This window comes from Paenibacillus sp. NRS-1760, assembly GCF_050467785.1.
Taxonomy (GTDB): domain Bacteria; phylum Bacillota; class Bacilli; order Paenibacillales; family Paenibacillaceae; genus Pristimantibacillus.
In genome coordinates, this window is the sequence record NZ_JBITPK010000018.1 from 54,121 (window position 1) to 72,839 (window position 18,719).

An 18,719-nucleotide genomic window follows, 5' to 3' on the forward strand; every position below is an offset into this window, starting at 1 on the left:
CTACTTGTTCAGGAAATCGTCGATTTGTTTTTGCCCTTCTTCCTGAATTTTTTTGAGCGCTGGACCGGCCTTCTCGGCAAACTCCTTCCAATACGTATCCAGATCAACCGCACCGTTGTATATCGGCAGCAAATACTGATTTTCCAACGCGTAAAATTGGGACAGCTCGTTCTGAACGGCGCTTGTATCAAAGTTAAAGCCTGTCAGTACATCGACCGTAAAGTTGTCCGCGTTCATGATAAACCGATTTAGCTCGATAGCGGAGGGTTCTTGGCTTGCATCAAGGCGGTCGAATTTCGGATTCCAAATCCAGTCGTACGGGAACCAAGGGTATTTGTCCGGCGTCAACATCCTATACTGCCGATCCCCTGCGTCTTCCCAGTTCACACCCTTAATTCCATACGCAAGCAGATCATAATTTTCTTGAGAGGCGTTTGCCCAGTCGAGAAATTGGATCGCTTCTTTTTTGTGTTTGCTCGATTTCGGAACGGTCATAAAATTCCACTGCTTGAACGTCGACGAATTTTTTGCCGGCGTCGGATCGAAAAGTGTGTACGATTCAAGATCCGAACTCGGCAAGTTAGAGAGCAGCTTCTTTGCCAGGTCGGCTTTTAAGCCAAAATCCGTCGCTAAGTAAACTGCCGTAGGATGAGTCGTCACCCAGTTATCGGGGTCCTTGATCGCCATCACGTCTGGATTAATGATTTTGTCCTGATAAAGCTTGCGTGCGTTCTCAATCGCGCTCCAAATCACCGGGCTAGGGTCGTCCAACATATTGCGGATAATCGGCGAATTCGGAGCCCTATAGAGGATGAAATCAGTCAACATCGGGGTCATCATAACATCTGTTCCTTGCGCTAATCGGAAATGCACCTCAGACATTGGAATTTGCGTTTGCGGCGTCATTGGTGTGATGTCTGGGAACTGCTGCTGAACCTTTCTAGCAAACGAGATAATATCATCATAGGATTGCATAGGCGGCAAATCGAGCTTTTCTCTTAAGTCCTTGCGGATATAATAGGTCGTTGGTTTGTAAAAGGAATTTCCGAGCGGAATGGCGAGCACTTGGCCGTTAATTTTGTTTGCGTCCCACATTTGCTGCGGGCGCGCCGCCAATATATTTTTGCCGTATTCGTTAAGCAATTCCTCTAGCGGCTCATAATAACCTGCCGATGCCATACTGTCTAAATGCATCCAGGGGGCTTCGAACATCAAGTCGACTGGCTCACCGCTCGTAAGCATGATCTGCGTTTTCTGATGAATGTCCGACCAGGAGGAGAAGATGACGTCGAGCTTTACATTGAGCGTACCCTTAATTCTATTCTCGATTTCCGCTATAACCTTATCCATATCGGCAGGACGATCTCCTGGCATAACAATCTTCAGCGTCACAGGATCTGTAGAAGCCTTCTGTCCATTATTTCCGTTTCCGGGCTCTTCCCCGGCATTACGAGAGCAAGCCGTAATGAGCAAAGCGATTATGAGAAGCGCTACGCTTAGTTTGGGCCATTTTGTCATATCGTTAACCTCCACTGGGTTTATCCCATCATCTTTTAACCTTTCACCGAACCAATCGTTAATCCTTTTACGAAGTACTTCTGAATGTATGGGTACAGGAATACGATCGGACCGATCGTCAAGCAAACCGTCGCGAGCCGTACACCTTGATTCGGCAATCCCCCTCCATAAGAACCGGGACTGCCTTGAATGTATGACAAGATATTGAGATTGGAAATGAGCTGCCTAATCATGAGCTGAAGCGGCTGCAATTTGTAATTGTCGACAAACAGCAATGCTAGCCACCAGTCGTTCCAATAAAAAATTGCATAAAACAAACTAATCGTCGCGATTGCCGGCACCGAAATCGGCCACATGATGCGGAAGAAAATCCGATAATCACCTGCTCCATCCATGACAGCCGATTCGTAGATTTCGAAGGGAAGCGTACGGAAGAATGAAACTAAGATGAACGTGTAAAATGGATTAATAAGCGATGGCAGGATCATGGACCATATACTGTCCTTGAGCCCCAACCACATCGAGATCACAATATAGAAGCCGACAAGCCCCGTACCGAACAAAATCGTAAAATAAGTAAAAAACGCCAGCTGGTTTTTGAACCTGATTTTCGGATGGGCCAGCACGTATGCGAACATCGCGGTAATGAGTACAGCTAGCACAGTACCTACGATCGTCACGAATAACGTCACACCGTAGCTATAATAGATTTGATTGCCCGTTAGCAAGTACCGGTAAGCATCGAGTGACCATTTGCTCGGCAGGAGACTAAAGCCGTGTAGACCGAGTTCACTTTCGGATGCGAACGAATTCACAATAACGAGCCAAAATGGAATAAAAGAAAATAACGCGAATGACGTAACGATCACATACACAGCGGTAATGACTAATTTGTCGGAAGCGCCTATTTGTTTGATGGCGTTTAGCATGGCGATAAACCCTCCTTCCTTTCTAGAAGATGCTCGATTCCTTGTCGATCTTCCTAACGATAAGGTTGAATACACAAATCGTAACCAACCCCAGCACGGATTGATAAAGTCCAATAGACGAAGACATCCCGAAATTACCCAGCTGGCGCAAAGCGCGGTATGCATACGTATCGATGACGTCCGTCGTCTCGTATAGGACGCCATTGTCTCCGACGAGTCCGAAAATCATGCCGAAATCACCGTAAAAGATACGTCCAATCGCTAGCAATGTAAGCACGATAATCGTCGGGCGCAGAAGCGGCAGCGTAATATGCCTAATGCGCTGTAGCCTCGTTGCTCCGTCTATTTGGGCGCTCTCATAATACTCCGGCGAAATGCTTGTAATAGCAGCCAAATAAATAACAGCCTGGTAGCCTGCCGTCTTCCATACGCTAATGATCGTTAATATGGCCGGCCAATAGTGAGGCATGCTGTACCAGGATACAGCATCCAAGCCTAACTCCTTCAAAGAACGGTTTATTAAGCCATCCGAGGTGTTAAGCAGAGAGAACAGCATCATGCTTACGACCATCCAAGATACGAAGAACGGAAGAAATGCCATTGACTGCGCGACTCTTTTGAATATGGCCTGCCTAATCTCATTTAGAAAAATAGCTAATATAACTGAGATGATAAGACCGAACGCAATGAACAATGCATTAAGAAACAACGTGTTGAACGTAACGCGCAGCCAGTCGCTTCCACCGAAAAAAAACTTGAAATTATCAAGTCCCGTCCAAGGGCTCCCCCAAATTCCGTCAAAGTAATTGTAATTTTTGAACGCGATCACATGACCGAACATCGGTAAATAGAAGAAAATAATAAGCACCAACAAGCCTGGGACCGCCAACGAATACAAAACCCGATTGCGCATAATTTCTCGAAAAACCATTTTGGTTTCACCCCCTTCACAACGTTATGATAACGTCATGTTGGGGTCACAATATAGTCTCCGATTCAATGATTCAGTTCAGATTTCATGGATTTCGGGGTATTTCACACGTTTTGTGTCACTATTAATAACATAAAGCTAACACCAAAACTCATTTAATGCAATTTAAACATTAGGAAGGTACCTTTTCCGTGACCATTGAAGAAAAATCATTATTAAGAAAAGAGGAAATCTACCAAGGCATTAGAGATGAAACTCTACGCAAACGAGCAATATTTATTAGTTTCTCAAAAAAAAAGACGCAAAGAGCTCTGCTCCCTGCGCCTTAAATCCGATTTCCACTACATAGAAATGGTTATAAACTAATCACTTGAAGATGAGGATGAACCATCATCTGAGCTGGGTGAATCATAAGATCTGCTGTCGTTGCTAGAGGATGAACGATCATCATCCGAAGAGGAATCCCTAGTATTTTGCCGCCAGGAATTTTCATTGTAGCTGATTTGATCCACTTCTTCTTGGTAGTCTTGATCATCGTTAATAATTGAAGTAGAGCCGCTATCTGGATTTGCCGCGAATCGCCCTGGAATAACATGTCCTCTGCCATTACATTTGCTGCAAGTTTTGCTTCTGAAGAAACCGCTGACTTTACCCGTACCGCTACATTTCTTGCATGTTTTCACGAAGACACACCCTCTACGATTCTCTTGTCTCTCTTACCATTAATTTCTATATGGTATCACAGAGGGCAGCTTTCGAATAGCTGCTTTTTCACCTGATTATGCAATTGAACAATCACTGTGGTTCCTTGGCCCAACTGGCTATCCATCGCAATGCTCCCTTGATGGAGGGTTACGATTTTTTTGGCAATTGCAAGCCCTAGACCATTCCCGCTTATATTGCGGTTTCGCGATGAATCGGTTTTATAGAACCGTTCAAACACATATTCCAGCTGCTCCGGTGCTATGCCAATGCCCGAATCGGCGATAGAAAGAAATAGGTCATCCTCTGTTTGGGTCATGCGTATGGCGATATTACGACACGAGGCTCGACGAAGGAGATGCTTAGAAAAATGCAGTAGACGGTGAAAACGAATGCAGCAGTTGCTTACAATTTCACCGTCTATATGTACCATTAATATCGATCTTTCGAGAGATCGTTAGCCACTCCGATACTACCTTTTTGCTGAAAAATCTTTTAACCCCAGCTCGTTTAAATATCGGTTGTTCATGACCAAGCTCTTTACCTTCCCCATGGTGCTTGGCCCTTTAGGAGTGCCTCCGCTTCTATTTAGCAATAACCATCGGAGACATGCCAACGCTTCGAACGCCTCCAACTCCTCCAGGTCTATTTCATCCTCCAGCAAATATGCATTGCGGAAAGCATCGGCATTCCGATCTGACACATATATTCTGATAAGAGCAAGCGACCATGCAAAATCATACCTAGGATCGCCTAATTGCCCATTTGTCCAATCGATGACTGTGTATCGCCCATTGTCCTCCAAGAAATTAGCCATGTGAAAATCACCATGAATAATGTGTCCTTGGGTTATAGGTGTCTTTTGAACAAGTGCATCTAGCGCTTGAGCTAGATCCGGATGCTCTCTTACCCCAGAGAAAAAATAACCGATAAAATCATATTTGGGAAGTTGTATTTGCTCAATTTCTTCCATATGGATTCGATGTATGCTTGATAATATTTTTGCAATATCAGCCATTTTCTTACCATTCAATTTAAGAACGGGGCCACCGTCAAAGGTGGTTAACAGCACCTTGTCTCCGTTTGGATCGATCCCCCAGGCCACTGGCCTAGAGACGGACAATCCTCTTTCAAATAAAGCATTCAATAAATGATATTGAAACTGGATATCCGGCTTCGAGCTTTTGCTCCACGTTTTCAACACAAAGCTCTCTTTGTCGGAGCTAATCTTTATCACTTCAGCCTCAAAACCATGATTCATTGCATGTGTGGTTAAGGCAGCCGCATGATTTAATAATTCATCCAGCTTTTCATTTTTTTCAAGCCAGTCTACCGTAGTTATAAGGGTTCCTATGCTCGCTCTTCCCTTCGAATGGTTGTTTTAGCATAAAGGATTCTACTTACCATTCGACATTAAGAGACATCCACCTTCCCAATTTTATGAAATAATGGAACTTAACACTCGGAGCATTTAGTATTCATCGATCCCATCTCCATGCACAGTCAAATGGGCGTGCAAATGAAGCTGCTGCTTGCTCGCTAGTTTGAGAATTGTTTGGCTATAGAGTCTCTCAACTCTATTGAATGAGACCAAGATTATAATAAAAAAGGCCAGCTATAAAAGCCGGCCAAATCTACATATGAATCTATATAAGTTGAACTAAAGAAATGAAGTTTAAGCGAAGCGAGGAGATCGTTCTGGAGAAACGAAGTGTTCGCCTTTGTAGCCGGTTTCTTACCTTTACATGTATTAGTCAATCAAAGAAACTGGTTACAACCGCGATCGTAAGAATGATCTACTCGCATAGCAACCAAAACGAAAAAATTTAATTCAATTTATATCGTTTTTTCCACTCGCTATTTCACTAGCGTAATACCGAAAGCAGATCCCGCATTTCCAGCAAATACGATATATCCTTTCGCAGGCAATACGACTTCATTTTTACCGCTAATGACCGTATTATTCACCAGTGCACCCGCTTCATCGTATACCATAAAACCACCTTTAGCTGGCATCCCGACTACCATTTTCTTGCCAGCAGCTGTTTCAGGAACGCTGAACCATCTAGCATAACCGTCAGCTTGAATTGTAGTTATCGACGATTTGCCTTTATACAGCGGCTTCACTCCATCATCGCTCATATACACGGTTGCAGCCGCATTAAGGTACTCTACGCCCTCTTTAGCATAAAAAAGAATATTCAGTGTATCTCGGCCAGCCGTTCCAGGAATCTGATGCTGGCTCTCAGCCGTATTGGCACCTGTTATTTTTATATCATTGAAATAGCCTTGGCTTGTCTTTATTGTTGGCCTAATCATGTTCATATTGGCGATGGAACTGAATTTCTCGTTGACTGGATAGTAGGATTTGCCTTCTCTTTTTGCCCACGCATCTGCCGTTTCTTTATCCAGCACTGCACCTTCCAATTTCTCCGCTTTGTATTCAGAAAATGCAAGCTGGCCTAATTCAGGTACTGAAACATACTGGCTCATCCACAAATAAGTCCGTCCGTTGCTTTCTTTTACAAAACTAACCTTTGTGCTTCCATCTTCGTCGACAAAAGCTCCATCCTTGGTGTATATAAATTTCTGATCTGGAGCGGCCAATCCTGACAATGCCAGTTCCCCGTCTTTTATAGCTACATTCCACTGATCGCCTTGAGTACTGTAATAACCTGCGTACTTCACAAGATCTTTTGGCATGTCAGTCTTAACCGGCTTGCCAAATGATTTATCTGGCTTGATCTCTTTAATTGCGCCCTTCTCTTTCATCGCCCGAAGGAGCAATTCACTCGCTAGCAGCTGATTTATTGAGGAGCTACCGCCTGAGGTAATGACTGCTGCAGCCATGTTCTGCTCGGGAAGTACGATGAAGGAGGAATGATACATCTGTGTGTCTCCTCCTTTGACGAGGGCTTTTATACCATAATCATTGAAAGGGAATAAGCGTACGCTATCCCAACCAAGTCCGTAGTCCATCGAGTTATCCGCTTCTTTGGGCCATAATCCCTTCCTATACTCTTCTTGCTCCATGGCCTGTGCTGAATTGATGGAGAGTACGTCCGCTCTCTTCCCAGTAAAGATTTGCGAGAATCGAACCAAATCCTCCGCAGTAGAGTAGACTCCGCCTGTACCAATCGCATTGGTCGTCTCCGTTGGAAGCTGGCCCTCATAGGCAGGAGAGTAAAGGCCGGCGAATTTGCTCGTCTCTACCATGTCTTGTGGCGTCATGGTATGGTTCATACCCAAAGGTACAGCAAAATTTTCATGAATGAATGCAGTAAATGTCTTTTTACTAACTCTTTCTACAAGAATTTCTGCGAGCGTGAATCCATCATTACAATACACTGAAAAAGCTCCCGGTTCTGCCTTTAATTTCTGTGTAGACAAGTTCTTTAGCAGCGAATCGTGTACGTATGTATCTGGATCATTAAATAAAAATGCACTGTTTAAACTCGAACCCTGCAAACCAGATGAGTGATTCAACAACATGCGTGGAGTAATCTTTTTATAGCGTTCATCTTCCATCTTAAAATCCGTAATATATTGTACGACGGGGGTATCGAGATTGATCTTACCTTCATCCACTAATTTCATGACTGCTGACGCGGTAAACATTTTGCTCGTAGAGCCAATACCATAGATGGTTTCCTTCGTTAAAGGGATTTTTCCTTCTATGTCGTTAACTCCTGATTGTCCCGATACTTTGATCACTCCATTATCGATCAAGGCATACTGCACGCTAGGTATTCCATATTGTTCAGTTAAAAGTGCCGCTTTCTCAGAAGCAATCTTCTCTAGCGTCTTAGAAGAAACCGAAGCTACGGCGCTGGAAGCCATTGCGTTTGTAGGAATAAGCGGGGTCAGAACTAAGGCCGTTGCAAGCGTCCATATAACTCTCTTTTTCATATCATCCACATCCCTTTTTCTCTCATTTTGTACGATTACGAATTTTTATGATTCAATTCTAGCTTGTACTGAGTCTCCTTTCTTACCGTCATTCTAGCATTCCAGTCTTACATGCTATTAAACTTAACCTTAATTCCATCTACGATATTCAGAAAACAATTAAGTTTCTGTTAAGGCTTGCTCCATAATTGAGTAGTGTTCTGAAAATAAAAAAAACCGCGTTAATCGCGGTTGGGATAAAACTATGTTTTATATGTCATTTCTATTAGCAAAGCTTATTTGGATCCTTATATACTTTATCATCTGTATTTAGAGATTCAATTTTATTTTAAGATTTGTATATGAAATAGAATAACTCAATTTATGTCACTGTTCATGTTTTGTTGTTCTCTTAATTCATCTCCACTAACCATCATATCAAAATAAATCATATTGTCCTTATCCATATACCAGGCCGTTGATTTTCTTTTATGACAGACAGTGAAAAAAAGTTCTATATCAAAGTTGGTCTGGCGCCTCTTATCTCTTAACTCTTATAAACCAAAAAATTCCTCAGACGTTTTTCTCGTAGCCTCAGCTACCTCTTCTACTGGTTTTCCTATACACCGTGATACAGTTTGCAAAATGTGTGGTAAGAAAGCCGGCTCATTCCGTCCATCCTGCGGCTTCCCTTTCAAATCCCGTGGCGTTAAAAATGGCCCATCCGTCTCAATCATAAGCCGGTCTAGCGGAATCATCCTTACAAGCTCTTTCAGATGTTTGCCTCTTCGCTCATCACAAATCCAGCCTGTGATCCCAATATGGAATCCCATTTCAAGATAAGCCTTAAGTTCTGGCAAAGTCCCCGTAAAGCAATGGACGACTGCTTTCTGAACCGATTGTTCCTTAAGGATGGCTATAAAATCCGAAAAAGCTTCCCGCTCATGCAGAAACAGCGGCATATCCTGCTCAATCGCTAAATCAATTTGCTCGGCAAACCATTTGCGTTGCACATCCCGCGGAGAGAAATCCCGGTTATAGTCTAGTCCGCATTCTCCGATGGCCACCACCTGCGGCTGTACCGCCAGTTGTTTGAGCTTCTTCATCGTCTCATCTGTACAACTCTTTGCATCGTGAGGATGAACACCCGCAGTTGAGTACAGCTTTCCGGGTAAACGACCTGCGTAGCGGGCAGCTTCCATGCTGTTTCTCAAGCTTGTTCCCGTGATAACAAGTGGAGAAACCCCATTCGCTGCCGCCCTTTCAACCACCTGCTCACGATCTTGATTATACGATCGATGCATCAAGTTGACGCCAATATCTATAATTTTATGCTCCATCGTTTATTTGCTCCGTTCGATTTCATTTCTTGTTGCTTCTAATGTACACACATACTCTTTACGTCCAAAATCTTCTAATTGCATTATAAGCATTTCAAATCAATGGAGGGTAGGGAATATTTGATTAAAAGCATTTTTTACAATGAAATGATATCGATTCAATAGGTACTTTCATGTTTCCCTTAGCTATATTCCTCTGCATCCAACACATGCATTTCACTTTGAAGCCACAGAAAAAAGCTAATATAAGCGTGGAATCATCTCCTGCATGAACTCTTGTTCCACTACCCAATAATCACAATAAATTAAAATATTGACGCAAAAGATAATAGTGTATATATTATATATATACGGTAGATACTCTATCAGCGAGAACGAGGTAATGAAACATGAAAATTATTATATCCAACGCATCAAACGATCCGATTTACATCCAAATAATGAACCAGATTAGGCAGAGCATCTTGAGCAATGAAATACTTGCAGGTGAACTCCTACCCTCCATTAGGCAGCTTGCCAAGGATTTGCAAGTTAGTGTAATTACAACTAAGCGTGTTTATGAAGAGTTAGAGAAAGAGAAGTTAATCGACTCAGTTGTAGGTAAGGGCTGTTTCGTATCGGGAGCAAATAAAGACTTTATTCGGGAGCAGCGTATGAAACTATTAGAAGAGAAAATGATAGAAATCATTCGAGAAAGCAAGGAACTAAACATGAGTCAACAAGATCTAATCAATCATTTCACTCTCTTTTTCGAGGAGGAACAGACCCCATGAATGCAATAGAATTACGTAATCTTACGAAAACATACAATCAATTTACAGTTGATAATGTATCTTTAGATGTAAAAAAGGGCTACATAACCGGACTGATTGGTCCGAATGGTGTCGGTAAAAGCACTTTGATTAAAATGATGCTCGGCATGATCCGTCCAGACTCCGGTAGTGTAAAAATATTAGGCTGCTCTATGCCTGAACACGAAGTTGATATTAAGCAGCGCATCGGCATCGTGTCGGATGACTGCTTCTATTATGAACATCTTACGATTCGTGATATGAAGGAGATGATCGCACCTTTCTACAAAAAGTGGAGCAATACTAAGTTTAACGGCTTACTTGAACAATTTGAGTTGTCTCCTAAGAAGAAAATTGATGAGTTATCAAAGGGGATGAAAATCAAGTTTTCCCTTGCAGTTGCCTTATCGCATGAAGCTGAGCTCTTAATAATGGATGAGCCAACCTCTGGACTTGATCCTGTGTTTAGAAGAGAATTGCTTGATCTACTTGGGGATATGATGCAGGACGAGAGAAATACCATTATATTTTCGACCCATATTACAACAGATTTAGATCGCATTGCTGACTACATTACTTTCATCAATCGTGGAAAGCTCGTATTTAATGAATCAAAAGATGAAGTATTCGAGAGGTATGCAATCGTCAAAGGTGACTTGCAACTGCTTGATTCGGATATACGAAGCAATTTTATCGGGATTCGTGAGACTGATGTTGGGTTTGAGGGCTTAGTAAACAATAGGCAAGATGCCTTACAGTTGTTTGGCAATTATGTTGTTTTCGATAAACCATCCTTAGAAGACATCATCTATTACACCGCTAAGGGAGGACGCATTCATGCTTAACTTGCTTCGTAAAGACTTCATCGCTTTAAAAAGCTCACTAGGGCTTATTATACTTTTTCTCGCTGTATACAGTATTGCATTTATACCAAAACATGAATCATCAATTCACCTTGTGGCTATCTATACAGCTTGTGCTTCACTTAGTCTAGGTATGATGATCGATATCAAAAAAAATCACCATAATTTCCTGGTCACGCTGCCGATTAGCCGTAAACATATTGTAAAAGCGAAATACATAACAGCCATCATTTACACACTTTTTGGAGTCCTTGCTTCTTATGGGATTCACTCTCTCGTTAAAATAGCATTCCCTCAGCTAAACAAGCCGGATTATTCGGTCATAGACATGCTAGTTCCATTAGGAATAGTGCTTGTTCTAACTTCCATCTATATGCCGCTCTTTTACACACTTAGTAAAAAAGGAACCGGTATTATAAATTTCGTATTTATGATTATCCTAATTGCTCTGGCGCAGCCTACAGCTATGTTTATGAATATGATAAACAACCAAGGCTTTAGCAATGGCCAAACGCTATTTTTTATCCCAATTGCTGTCTTACTGTTATTCATTGCTTCCTATTACTTAACTGTACATCTGTTTACTAGAAAGGACTTATAGGAGGCCGCACAAGTATATAACAAGTAATGAAATAATAAGGAGAACTGGTCAAATGAAAGTTACACCAAACAAAGGTCCATCTAATCTAAAAAGAAGTTGGATGTTTCCTTTGGGACTATTTCTTTTTTTACAATTATTCTTTATCATATGTGATCGTTTTTCATGGGCGCCAAACTTGCAAGAAGGGGCATTATTTAACCGGATCTATAACTCCATATCTCATTCGAAGCTGTTTATGGAATGGTTCGTCCCTTATAAAAACACACAATTCAACATATTCACAGCCATCTTTTCTATTACATTACTTCCCATTGCATTAATAAGAGCAGTAAGAAGCAACTATTCCAGAAAATGAATGGTTTAGTTCTTATATTGTCTGCCGTTCCTCTAAACACAAAACCAGCTCATGCAAATTTCGCATGAGCTTGTTCAATGTCTATTGTTTAGTAAATATGAATCAGACTTTTCCGATCAATTGTTTATACGATGTAGTAAAACTACTGCTTCCACATGAACCGTCCAAGGGAACATATCCACCGGCACAACCTCAGCCGTCCTATACCCGCCGTCCTCCAGCACGTACAAGTCCCTTGCGAGCGTAGAAGGGTTACAGCTCACATATACCACTCGCTCCGGCTTCATCGCCAGAATCGTCTCAAGCAGTGCAGGATCGCAGCCTTTGCGCGGTGGATCAACGACAATAACATCGGCCGTTATGCCTTCTTTGCGCCAGCGAGGAATAACAACCTCCGCAGGGCCCGCCTCGAACGAGGCATTCGTAATGCCGTTGAGCGCCGCGTTCCGCGCCGCATCCTCGATTGCCTCGGGTACGATTTCAACGCCATAAACGCGTCCAGCCTGCCGTGCAAGGAACAGCGATATCGTACCGATGCCGCAGTAAGCGTCGATGACCGTTTCCGAGCCTGTTAAGCCTGCATACTCGACCGCTTTGCGATAAAGCTCCACCGTTTGCATCGGGTTCACTTGATAGAACGATCTCGCCGATATTGCGAAGCGAATGCCGTCGAGCTCATCATAGATAACCTCGCTGCCCCAGAGGACACGAGTCTCATCACCGAATATAACGTTCGTATTCCGCTCGTTCACATTTTGAACGATGCTCTTCACGCCCGGGAGCTCCTCGCGGATGCGCCTAACCCATTCATCCGACGAAGGCAGCTTCCTGCTATTCGTGACCAACACGACCATGATCTCGCCGGTGACAACGCCTGTCCGTGCCATCACATGGCGCAGTACGCCGCGGCCAGTTTCCTCATCATAAGGTGTGGCGCCAAGCTCACGTCCAATTCGTTTTACGACACGAATAACCTCATCATTATGCTCATGCTCAATCAGACAATCGTCCATATCGATAATCCGATGGCTGCCGCGGGCGTAGAAGCCTGCAATTAATTGACCATCTTTAGAACTGGTGCCGATTGGTACCGATGCTTTATTGCGATAACGCCAAGGCTCGTCCATTCCAACAGTAGGGTGAACAACAATCCCAGTAGACGCATTCTCTCCCTCCGACGGATTGCCTTCACCAACCACATTCAGTTTGCCGATTCGCATCAAGTTATCCACAACATGCTGGCGTTTCCACTCCAGCTGCGCCGGATAATCGAAATGCTGCAACTGGCAGCCGCCGCATTCCTTATAAATATCACAAGGCGGCTCTATACGCGATGGGCTCTTAAGCATCAGCTCTTCAAGCTTCGCATAACCATACTGCTTCTTTACCTTCATCACCTTCGCGCGCACACGCTCACCAGGAAGTGCTCCCTGTATAAAAAGGGTAAAGCCGTCAGCGCGGCCTACCCCTTCTCCATCATGTGTCAGGCCGATAATATCGACGGTGACTTCTTCATTTTTCTGAAAAGGCGCATCTGCTGGAATCGCCGCTGCACGAGTACCCGTACCCGCAGCACTGCGCGATCTGCCTTTGCCGCCTCTGCTTCTACCTTTGTTCATAAACTCTCTCCGCTCTATCTTCAATGCTGTTGCATGCTAGTTCCTATTTATCATTCCCAGATTTCCGAATACATAAGGGCTTAACGGTAAGTCGATTCCCCAGTCTCATCAGCAAAAATACGCAAATGCGACGGCAGCACCGAAAAAGTACACGGCAGCACGCCGCCATATTCGCCATCGAGGTTAATTTGCACATAATCCGGTGTAGTCACCTTTAGTTCATCCGTCCGGAAATGAATCACATGTGGATCGTTCAAATGCTCACCGCGCAGCGCAAGCGTCACAAGCTTAATAAATTCCGGCAAATTGCATTTGCGGATAAGCAGGACGTCCAGAAGCCCGTCATCAAGCTTGGAGTCCGGTGCCAATCGCTCGAAACCGCCAACCGAATTGCTGTTGCATATGAGGAACATCATGAACTCGTCATGGAATTCCCCTACACCAGCTGCATGAAAAGTAAGCTCCGTTGGCCGAAGTCGGGTCATTTTCTCCATGCCCTTCATATAATATGCCAGCTGCCCAATCATCGTCTTAAGCTTGCTCGGCACATCATAGGTCAGTTCCGTTAAGGAGCCGCCCCCAGCAATATTGATAAAATAGCGATCATTCGCCTTACCGACATCAATTGGCCGGCTATATTGCTGAATAATAAGGTCGACTGCGTACTCCCAATGCTTCGGAATACCCATTGCCCGTGCGAAATCATTCGTTGTGCCTACTGGCAATATGCCAAGCGGAGGTCGATTCGCCTTGTTCGTCAAGCCGTTGATAACCTCATAAAGCGTACCGTCACCGCCTGCTGCAATGATCATATCATAGCCGCGGTCCGCGGCTTCAGCCGCTGCAAGTGTCGCATCTCCCTCGCCTATCGTGGCGTGGCAGCTCGTCTCAATACCGCCCTGTTCAAGACGCTGAAGAATATCTGGCAATCTTTTTTTCATTTCTTCTCTTCCCGATGTCGGGTTATATATAAGTCTTGCTCGTTTGATTGCCATCTCGGTTCACCCCTAACAATCATTCAACCTATCATTTATTCTGTAAACGTGACATGCTTCTCTTCGCGCAACTGTTGTACACCGTCGATCATCTGATGCTCCAGCCACTGCTCAATCGCTGTATTAGGAAGCATCGCCTTGCCGTTATAGCGATATACAAAACCATTAAGCCGATTTGGAATGACATGATTGGTAAAATAGCCTTGGCTCAGAAATAATGGAACAACAATGACCGCTTCCTGTGGATTCGCTGCCTGCATCGCTGCCAGCTTTCCTGCCGCTTGATCTGGCAATAGCATGGCATACTCTGCGCGCTTATATCCGCCTAGTGCTCTAACCCGCTCGCCAAGCTTCTTCAGCCCTTCCTGCCAGCGCTCATGGAATACCTTTTCTTTGCTTCCGTGGCCAATAAGCAATAACGCTTCTGAGTCTGGTCTTGTGGATAAGGGTGCAATGTTTGAAGCGAGCAGCTCTGCAATTTGTGGATCATCGTCAATTGGGAGACCATAATGAATTGTGGCTGTGACTCGAAATGTACCTAAGTCACCCTCCAAATCGGAAACCCATGGAAAACCAAATGCTTGCCCAATTTCATCCACATGTGTACTGCCCGAAGATACGAACAAGGGCACTACGAACATATCCGTAACACCTTGCCGCTCTAATTCATCAATGCCATCCTGAATAAGCCGTCCCTCCACGATCTCGAGAAAGGACGACATAATTGGAACACCTGATAAACCGGGCGAAGCCGCTGCTGCTGCAATCGCCTCATCGACTAACTGTACCCATGCAGCTTCTCTGGAGCCGTGGCTAATGACAAGAATGCCTGGCTTCATCGAATGATTCCTACCTTCCAAGCCGTTCTAAAGCCATTTTATAACCGTCATTGCCATAGTTCAAACAACGCTTCACTCTCGATATTGTTGCTGTACTCGCGCCTGTCTCGGCTTCAATCGCGTTATAAGTGCTGCCTTTTCCGAGCATCCGTGCTACTTCAAGTCTTTGCGATAACGATTGGATCTCATTCACCGTACACAGATCATCGAAGAAAACATAACATTCCTCAACTGACTTCAATGTAAGCACCGCTTCGAATAATTGATCTATTGCTTTATCGTTCAGCTTTTTAAGCTGCATGCGAATTCACTCCTATTAAAACTAATGCTACTATTGTAACTTTTTTACCCGTTTTTTTCAAACATTACCGAATTAACGCAAGGAAATGCTCACTTATTTGACGCGAACTCACATACAAGCAGCAGGCATTTATCTAGAAAAAAATCTGCACCCCGAGACATTCGTCCAATCCTTATGTTCGCCTACTCCATAAACTGTTATAAAAGAAGGGTTGTGATCCGTGTGAACTATCGCAATAACCCCGGTACCGGCAACCAGCAAAACGATTGGCACGGCGGCCAGCGTCTGGCACAAGAGCCGTTCAGCAAATCGTCTGGCGCAAAGTCGAGCGGTTTCAGCTTTGGCGGAAACCTGCCAACAATGCCGCCGGCTTCGCAGCAGGCGCAGGATATCCTGCCCGTCGTTGTACCGGATACAGCAGCTGAGCTTATAGAATCGACCACTAGCACCAAAGCAAGCGGCTTCTCACTTGCCAATCTAGGCGAAATTAAAGGTTATATCGATCGTTTGGGCGGCATCGACGGTATCTTAACGACCGTGACAAAGGTCCAGAAGGTCATGTCGAGCGTTTCTCAAATGGCTCCGCTTGTCAAAGTGCTTATGGGCTCCTTTGGCAAAAAATCAAAAGAATCTGATGACGATGATTCTGACGAATGGAAACCTAAGCGCCGCAAACGCCGCAAGCCAAGAGCTGGTTCCGGCTCAGGCAAAAAAACAGTTCGTCGTCGCCGTACTACGCCTAAGAAACGTTAAACACGGATTCGAAGGTTTATTCTAAACATATTTAACCTACATCTATTAAAGTGAAGCACCCTGATTGCCGCGAATAGCGCAGCGATCGGGGTGTATTTTATTTCATCCATTTATGCACATGATCACACTGAAAATAAAATAGTTATCCAGCTGTGGATAACCCATTTCCCTTGTCTGTCCACATAAAAACAGTTTGAATTCGTACATCATTGTTGTGAACTGTGTACAAGTACAACCTTCGACAGTTTTCGTCAGCTTCCATCTTGCAATCCATACACAGCTGTTCGTACAATGTGCATATGTTTTCTGTTTATGCTGAAAATATATAAATATTCAAAAGAAAAATGAATCAATTCTGCCGCATATTATGGTAGCAACGAAGCTCCAGCGGCTGTACAATCATCAAAAGTGGAACTCATACACAGCTGTTATTAATTATGTGCATAGATGCAATTTTCGCGAATTTTCGATAAACGTTGTCCACAGAGGATAAACGTTAGAAGAGAACACAAAAAATAGTGAGGAACATCTCATTCCCCATGAGCCTAGGCTCATGGCGAGTGAGGTTTTCCTCACTATCTCATTTAAAGAGTCAGATCACTATATTACCGAAGAGTAATCGTTTTTTCAAGCTTTTCTTATAGGAAGAAGAAATGAATGATCCAGTAGAAAAACATCGCCATGATGATTGTAATGGGAATTGTAATAACCCACGCAACGATGATACGACCTGCAACTCCCCATTTAACAGCGGAAAAACGTTTCGCGCTGCCGACACCAAGGATTGAAGACGTAATAACATGTGTAGTACTTACTGGAAGATGAAGCATCGTAGCCGTCAAAATAACGGCTGCTGAACCAATATCAGCTGCAAAACCGTTGATTGGCTCGATTTTGAAAATTTTTGTCCCCATCGTTTTGATGATTTTCCAGCCGCCGACTGAGGTACCGAGCGCCATTGCTGTCGCCGCGGAAATTTTAACCCATAGTGGAACGTCCATCGTGGTTTGAATACCGGAAGCAACTAGAGCAAATACGATAATACCCATTGCTTTTTGAGCGTCATTCGTACCATGAGAGAACGATTGGAAAGCAGCTGTCAGAATTTGACCGAAGCGAAATCCTTTATTCACCTGATGCGGGCTTGATTTGGCAAAGATTTTCTTGAGAATCCACATAATGATAAAACCTGCGGAGAAAGCAATGAGCGGTGAAAAAATCAACGCTTGTACAATCTTGATCAATCCGCCGCTGTTAATTGCGCTCATGCCTGCTCCGCCGATTACTGCGCCTGCGAGGGAGCCAATCAAAGCGTGTGAGGATGAGGAAGGAATACCGAACCACCAAGTAATCAGGTTCCATGCAATTGCTGACAATAGAGCCGCAATAACTATGGGAACGCCGTGCTCCAGCTCTGCTGGATTGGCTACACCTTTACCAATTGTGGCCGCAACGCCTGTAAACGTAATTGCACCGACAAAGTTCATTACGGCGGCCATTACGATTGCAACTCTAGGTTTTAACGCCCGAGTCGACACGGCAGTTGCAATCGCATTTGCCGTATCATGAAATCCATTTATAAAATCAAACGAAAGCGCTAGAAATACGACAATCCATAGAACCATTAAATCCATTGTAAAAGACTCCCACTCTCTAGATTAGCTATTACGCATAATGATCGATTCCAGCGTATTGGCAACGTCCTCGCAGTAGTCGGTCGTTTGCTCTAGCATCTCATAAATCTCTTTGCGCTTCATCAGCTCAATTGGATCTGTGACATTTGCGAACAAGCTCTTGATGCAAACCCGAAGCAGGTCGTCAGCTTGGTTCTCCAGCTCGTTAAGTGCAATATTTGGCTCGCGTATAGCAAGCAGCTTCCGTTCTGTAAGCAAATAAATTGCTTTCTTAATTTGATGCGACGAACGAACGAGAATATCGCCAAACAACGTTATGTACTCGTCCTTCTCAAGAATGTTGTACATTTCAAAACGAGATGCGCAAGCTTCGATGCCATCGAGCACATCATCAAGTGAAGTCGTCAGGGCCATAATATCTTCACGTTCAATCGGAGTGATGAACGTTTTGTTCAGCTCCTTCAAAATCGTGTGTACATGCTTGTCGCATCTACTTTCGTATTCCTTCATGGTCTTGGCGAAAGCTGATACATCCGATAGGTCTGACAATCCTTTGGCAAAGTACTCCACAGCCTCGACAATTGCGTCAGCCATTTCTTCGAACGTCTTAAAGAAAATATCCTTTTTCTTGAACATCGTAATCCCCTTTACACGACTTGA

General features: G+C 43.9%; 20 protein-coding genes. 6 read left to right on the top strand and 14 right to left on the bottom strand.

Features of this window, described 5'->3' with window-relative positions:
• Genes ACIFSR_RS25790 through ACIFSR_RS25800 form a run of 3 tightly spaced genes read right to left on the bottom strand, consistent with a single transcriptional unit; the run spans position 1 to position 3,378 of the window.
• Positions 1 to 1,518, bottom strand: a complete 1,518-nt coding sequence (locus tag ACIFSR_RS25790; protein WP_430061005.1) for an ABC transporter substrate-binding protein — start codon at positions 1,516 to 1,518, stop codon at positions 1 to 3.
• Positions 1,519 to 1,553: 35 nt separating this feature from the next.
• Positions 1,554 to 2,447, bottom strand: a complete 894-nt coding sequence (locus tag ACIFSR_RS25795) for a carbohydrate ABC transporter permease (RefSeq protein ID WP_430061007.1) — start codon at positions 2,445 to 2,447, stop codon at positions 1,554 to 1,556.
• 22 nt (positions 2,448 to 2,469) lie between these two features.
• Positions 2,470 to 3,378, bottom strand: a complete 909-nt coding sequence (locus ACIFSR_RS25800; RefSeq protein ID WP_430061009.1) for an ABC transporter permease — start codon at positions 3,376 to 3,378, stop codon at positions 2,470 to 2,472.
• 191 nt (positions 3,379 to 3,569) lie between these two features.
• On the opposite strand from ACIFSR_RS25800, the gene ACIFSR_RS25805 reads away from it, so the two are divergent.
• The gene (locus ACIFSR_RS25805) at positions 3,570 to 3,707 is read left to right on the top strand and encodes a hypothetical protein (RefSeq protein WP_430061011.1); all 138 of its coding nucleotides are present in this window, start codon (positions 3,570 to 3,572) and stop codon (positions 3,705 to 3,707) included.
• A gap of 26 nt (positions 3,708 to 3,733) precedes the next feature.
• Here the strand turns inward: ACIFSR_RS25805 and ACIFSR_RS25810 are convergent, their stop codons facing one another.
• The 5 genes from ACIFSR_RS25810 to ACIFSR_RS25830 form a co-directional block, all read right to left on the bottom strand.
• On the bottom strand, positions 3,734 to 3,985 hold the full coding sequence (locus ACIFSR_RS25810; protein WP_430061013.1) for a hypothetical protein: 252 nt from the start codon (positions 3,983 to 3,985) through the stop codon (positions 3,734 to 3,736).
• Between the two features lie 132 nt (positions 3,986 to 4,117).
• Positions 4,118 to 4,513, bottom strand: a complete 396-nt coding sequence (locus ACIFSR_RS25815; protein WP_430061015.1) for a sensor histidine kinase — start codon at positions 4,511 to 4,513, stop codon at positions 4,118 to 4,120.
• A 39-nt stretch (positions 4,514 to 4,552) separates the two neighbouring features.
• A complete protein-coding gene (locus tag ACIFSR_RS25820; protein WP_430061136.1) occupies positions 4,553 to 5,434 on the bottom strand; it encodes an aminoglycoside phosphotransferase family protein in 882 nt (293 codons plus the stop codon).
• Between the two features lie 503 nt (positions 5,435 to 5,937).
• Positions 5,938 to 7,989: a serine hydrolase domain-containing protein gene (locus ACIFSR_RS25825; RefSeq protein ID WP_430061017.1), complete on the bottom strand. Its 2,052-nt coding sequence runs from the start codon at positions 7,987 to 7,989 to the stop codon at positions 5,938 to 5,940.
• A 533-nt stretch (positions 7,990 to 8,522) separates the two neighbouring features.
• A complete protein-coding gene (locus ACIFSR_RS25830; protein WP_430061019.1) occupies positions 8,523 to 9,308 on the bottom strand; it encodes a TatD family hydrolase in 786 nt (261 codons plus the stop codon).
• Between the two features lie 389 nt (positions 9,309 to 9,697).
• Between ACIFSR_RS25830 and ACIFSR_RS25835 the strand changes: the two genes are divergently transcribed.
• Genes ACIFSR_RS25835 through ACIFSR_RS25850 form a run of 4 tightly spaced genes read left to right on the top strand, consistent with a single transcriptional unit; the run spans position 9,698 to position 11,918 of the window.
• Positions 9,698 to 10,081 (top strand): GntR family transcriptional regulator, encoded by a 384-nt coding sequence (locus tag ACIFSR_RS25835; RefSeq protein ID WP_430061021.1) that lies wholly within the window; start codon positions 9,698 to 9,700, stop codon positions 10,079 to 10,081.
• Positions 10,078 to 10,944 carry an ABC transporter ATP-binding protein gene (locus ACIFSR_RS25840; protein ID WP_339207006.1) on the top strand — a complete coding sequence of 289 codons (867 nt, stop codon included), beginning with the start codon at positions 10,078 to 10,080 and terminating at the stop codon, positions 10,942 to 10,944. Before ACIFSR_RS25835 ends, ACIFSR_RS25840 begins: the two co-directional genes overlap by 4 nt.
• Positions 10,937 to 11,563: an ABC-2 transporter permease gene (locus ACIFSR_RS25845; RefSeq protein WP_339207005.1), complete on the top strand. Its 627-nt coding sequence runs from the start codon at positions 10,937 to 10,939 to the stop codon at positions 11,561 to 11,563. The genes ACIFSR_RS25840 and ACIFSR_RS25845 overlap by 8 nt, the downstream gene beginning before the upstream one ends.
• A gap of 52 nt (positions 11,564 to 11,615) precedes the next feature.
• On the top strand, positions 11,616 to 11,918 hold the full coding sequence (locus ACIFSR_RS25850) for a YfzA family protein (RefSeq protein ID WP_339207004.1): 303 nt from the start codon (positions 11,616 to 11,618) through the stop codon (positions 11,916 to 11,918).
• Positions 11,919 to 12,034: 116 nt separating this feature from the next.
• On the opposite strand, the gene rlmD is transcribed toward ACIFSR_RS25850, so the two are convergent.
• The 4 genes from rlmD to ACIFSR_RS25870 all read right to left on the bottom strand — a co-directional run bounded on the left by rlmD (position 12,035) and on the right by ACIFSR_RS25870 (position 15,672).
• Complete coding sequence (gene rlmD / locus ACIFSR_RS25855; RefSeq protein WP_430061024.1) at positions 12,035 to 13,537, bottom strand: 23S rRNA (uracil(1939)-C(5))-methyltransferase RlmD; 1,503 nt, start codon at positions 13,535 to 13,537, stop codon at positions 12,035 to 12,037.
• Between the two features lie 80 nt (positions 13,538 to 13,617).
• Positions 13,618 to 14,526: a diacylglycerol kinase gene (locus tag ACIFSR_RS25860; protein WP_179089927.1), complete on the bottom strand. Its 909-nt coding sequence runs from the start codon at positions 14,524 to 14,526 to the stop codon at positions 13,618 to 13,620.
• Positions 14,527 to 14,567: 41 nt separating this feature from the next.
• Complete coding sequence (locus ACIFSR_RS25865) at positions 14,568 to 15,371, bottom strand: sirohydrochlorin chelatase (RefSeq protein WP_430061026.1); 804 nt, start codon at positions 15,369 to 15,371, stop codon at positions 14,568 to 14,570.
• Positions 15,372 to 15,381: 10 nt separating this feature from the next.
• A complete protein-coding gene (locus ACIFSR_RS25870; protein ID WP_054026535.1) occupies positions 15,382 to 15,672 on the bottom strand; it encodes a YerC/YecD family TrpR-related protein in 291 nt (96 codons plus the stop codon).
• Positions 15,673 to 15,894: 222 nt separating this feature from the next.
• On the opposite strand from ACIFSR_RS25870, the gene ACIFSR_RS25875 reads away from it, so the two are divergent.
• Complete coding sequence (locus ACIFSR_RS25875) at positions 15,895 to 16,425, top strand: tyrosine protein kinase (RefSeq protein WP_339206962.1); 531 nt, start codon at positions 15,895 to 15,897, stop codon at positions 16,423 to 16,425.
• Positions 16,426 to 17,063: 638 nt separating this feature from the next.
• Here the strand turns inward: ACIFSR_RS25875 and ACIFSR_RS25880 are convergent.
• Both ACIFSR_RS25880 and ACIFSR_RS25885 read right to left on the bottom strand, forming a co-directional pair.
• Positions 17,064 to 18,059: an inorganic phosphate transporter gene (locus tag ACIFSR_RS25880; protein WP_076271085.1), complete on the bottom strand. Its 996-nt coding sequence runs from the start codon at positions 18,057 to 18,059 to the stop codon at positions 17,064 to 17,066.
• Positions 18,060 to 18,083: 24 nt separating this feature from the next.
• Entirely contained in the window at positions 18,084 to 18,695 is a 612-nt protein-coding gene (locus ACIFSR_RS25885; RefSeq protein WP_076271086.1) for a DUF47 domain-containing protein, read from the bottom strand.
• Positions 18,696 to 18,719 lie beyond the last annotated feature (24 nt).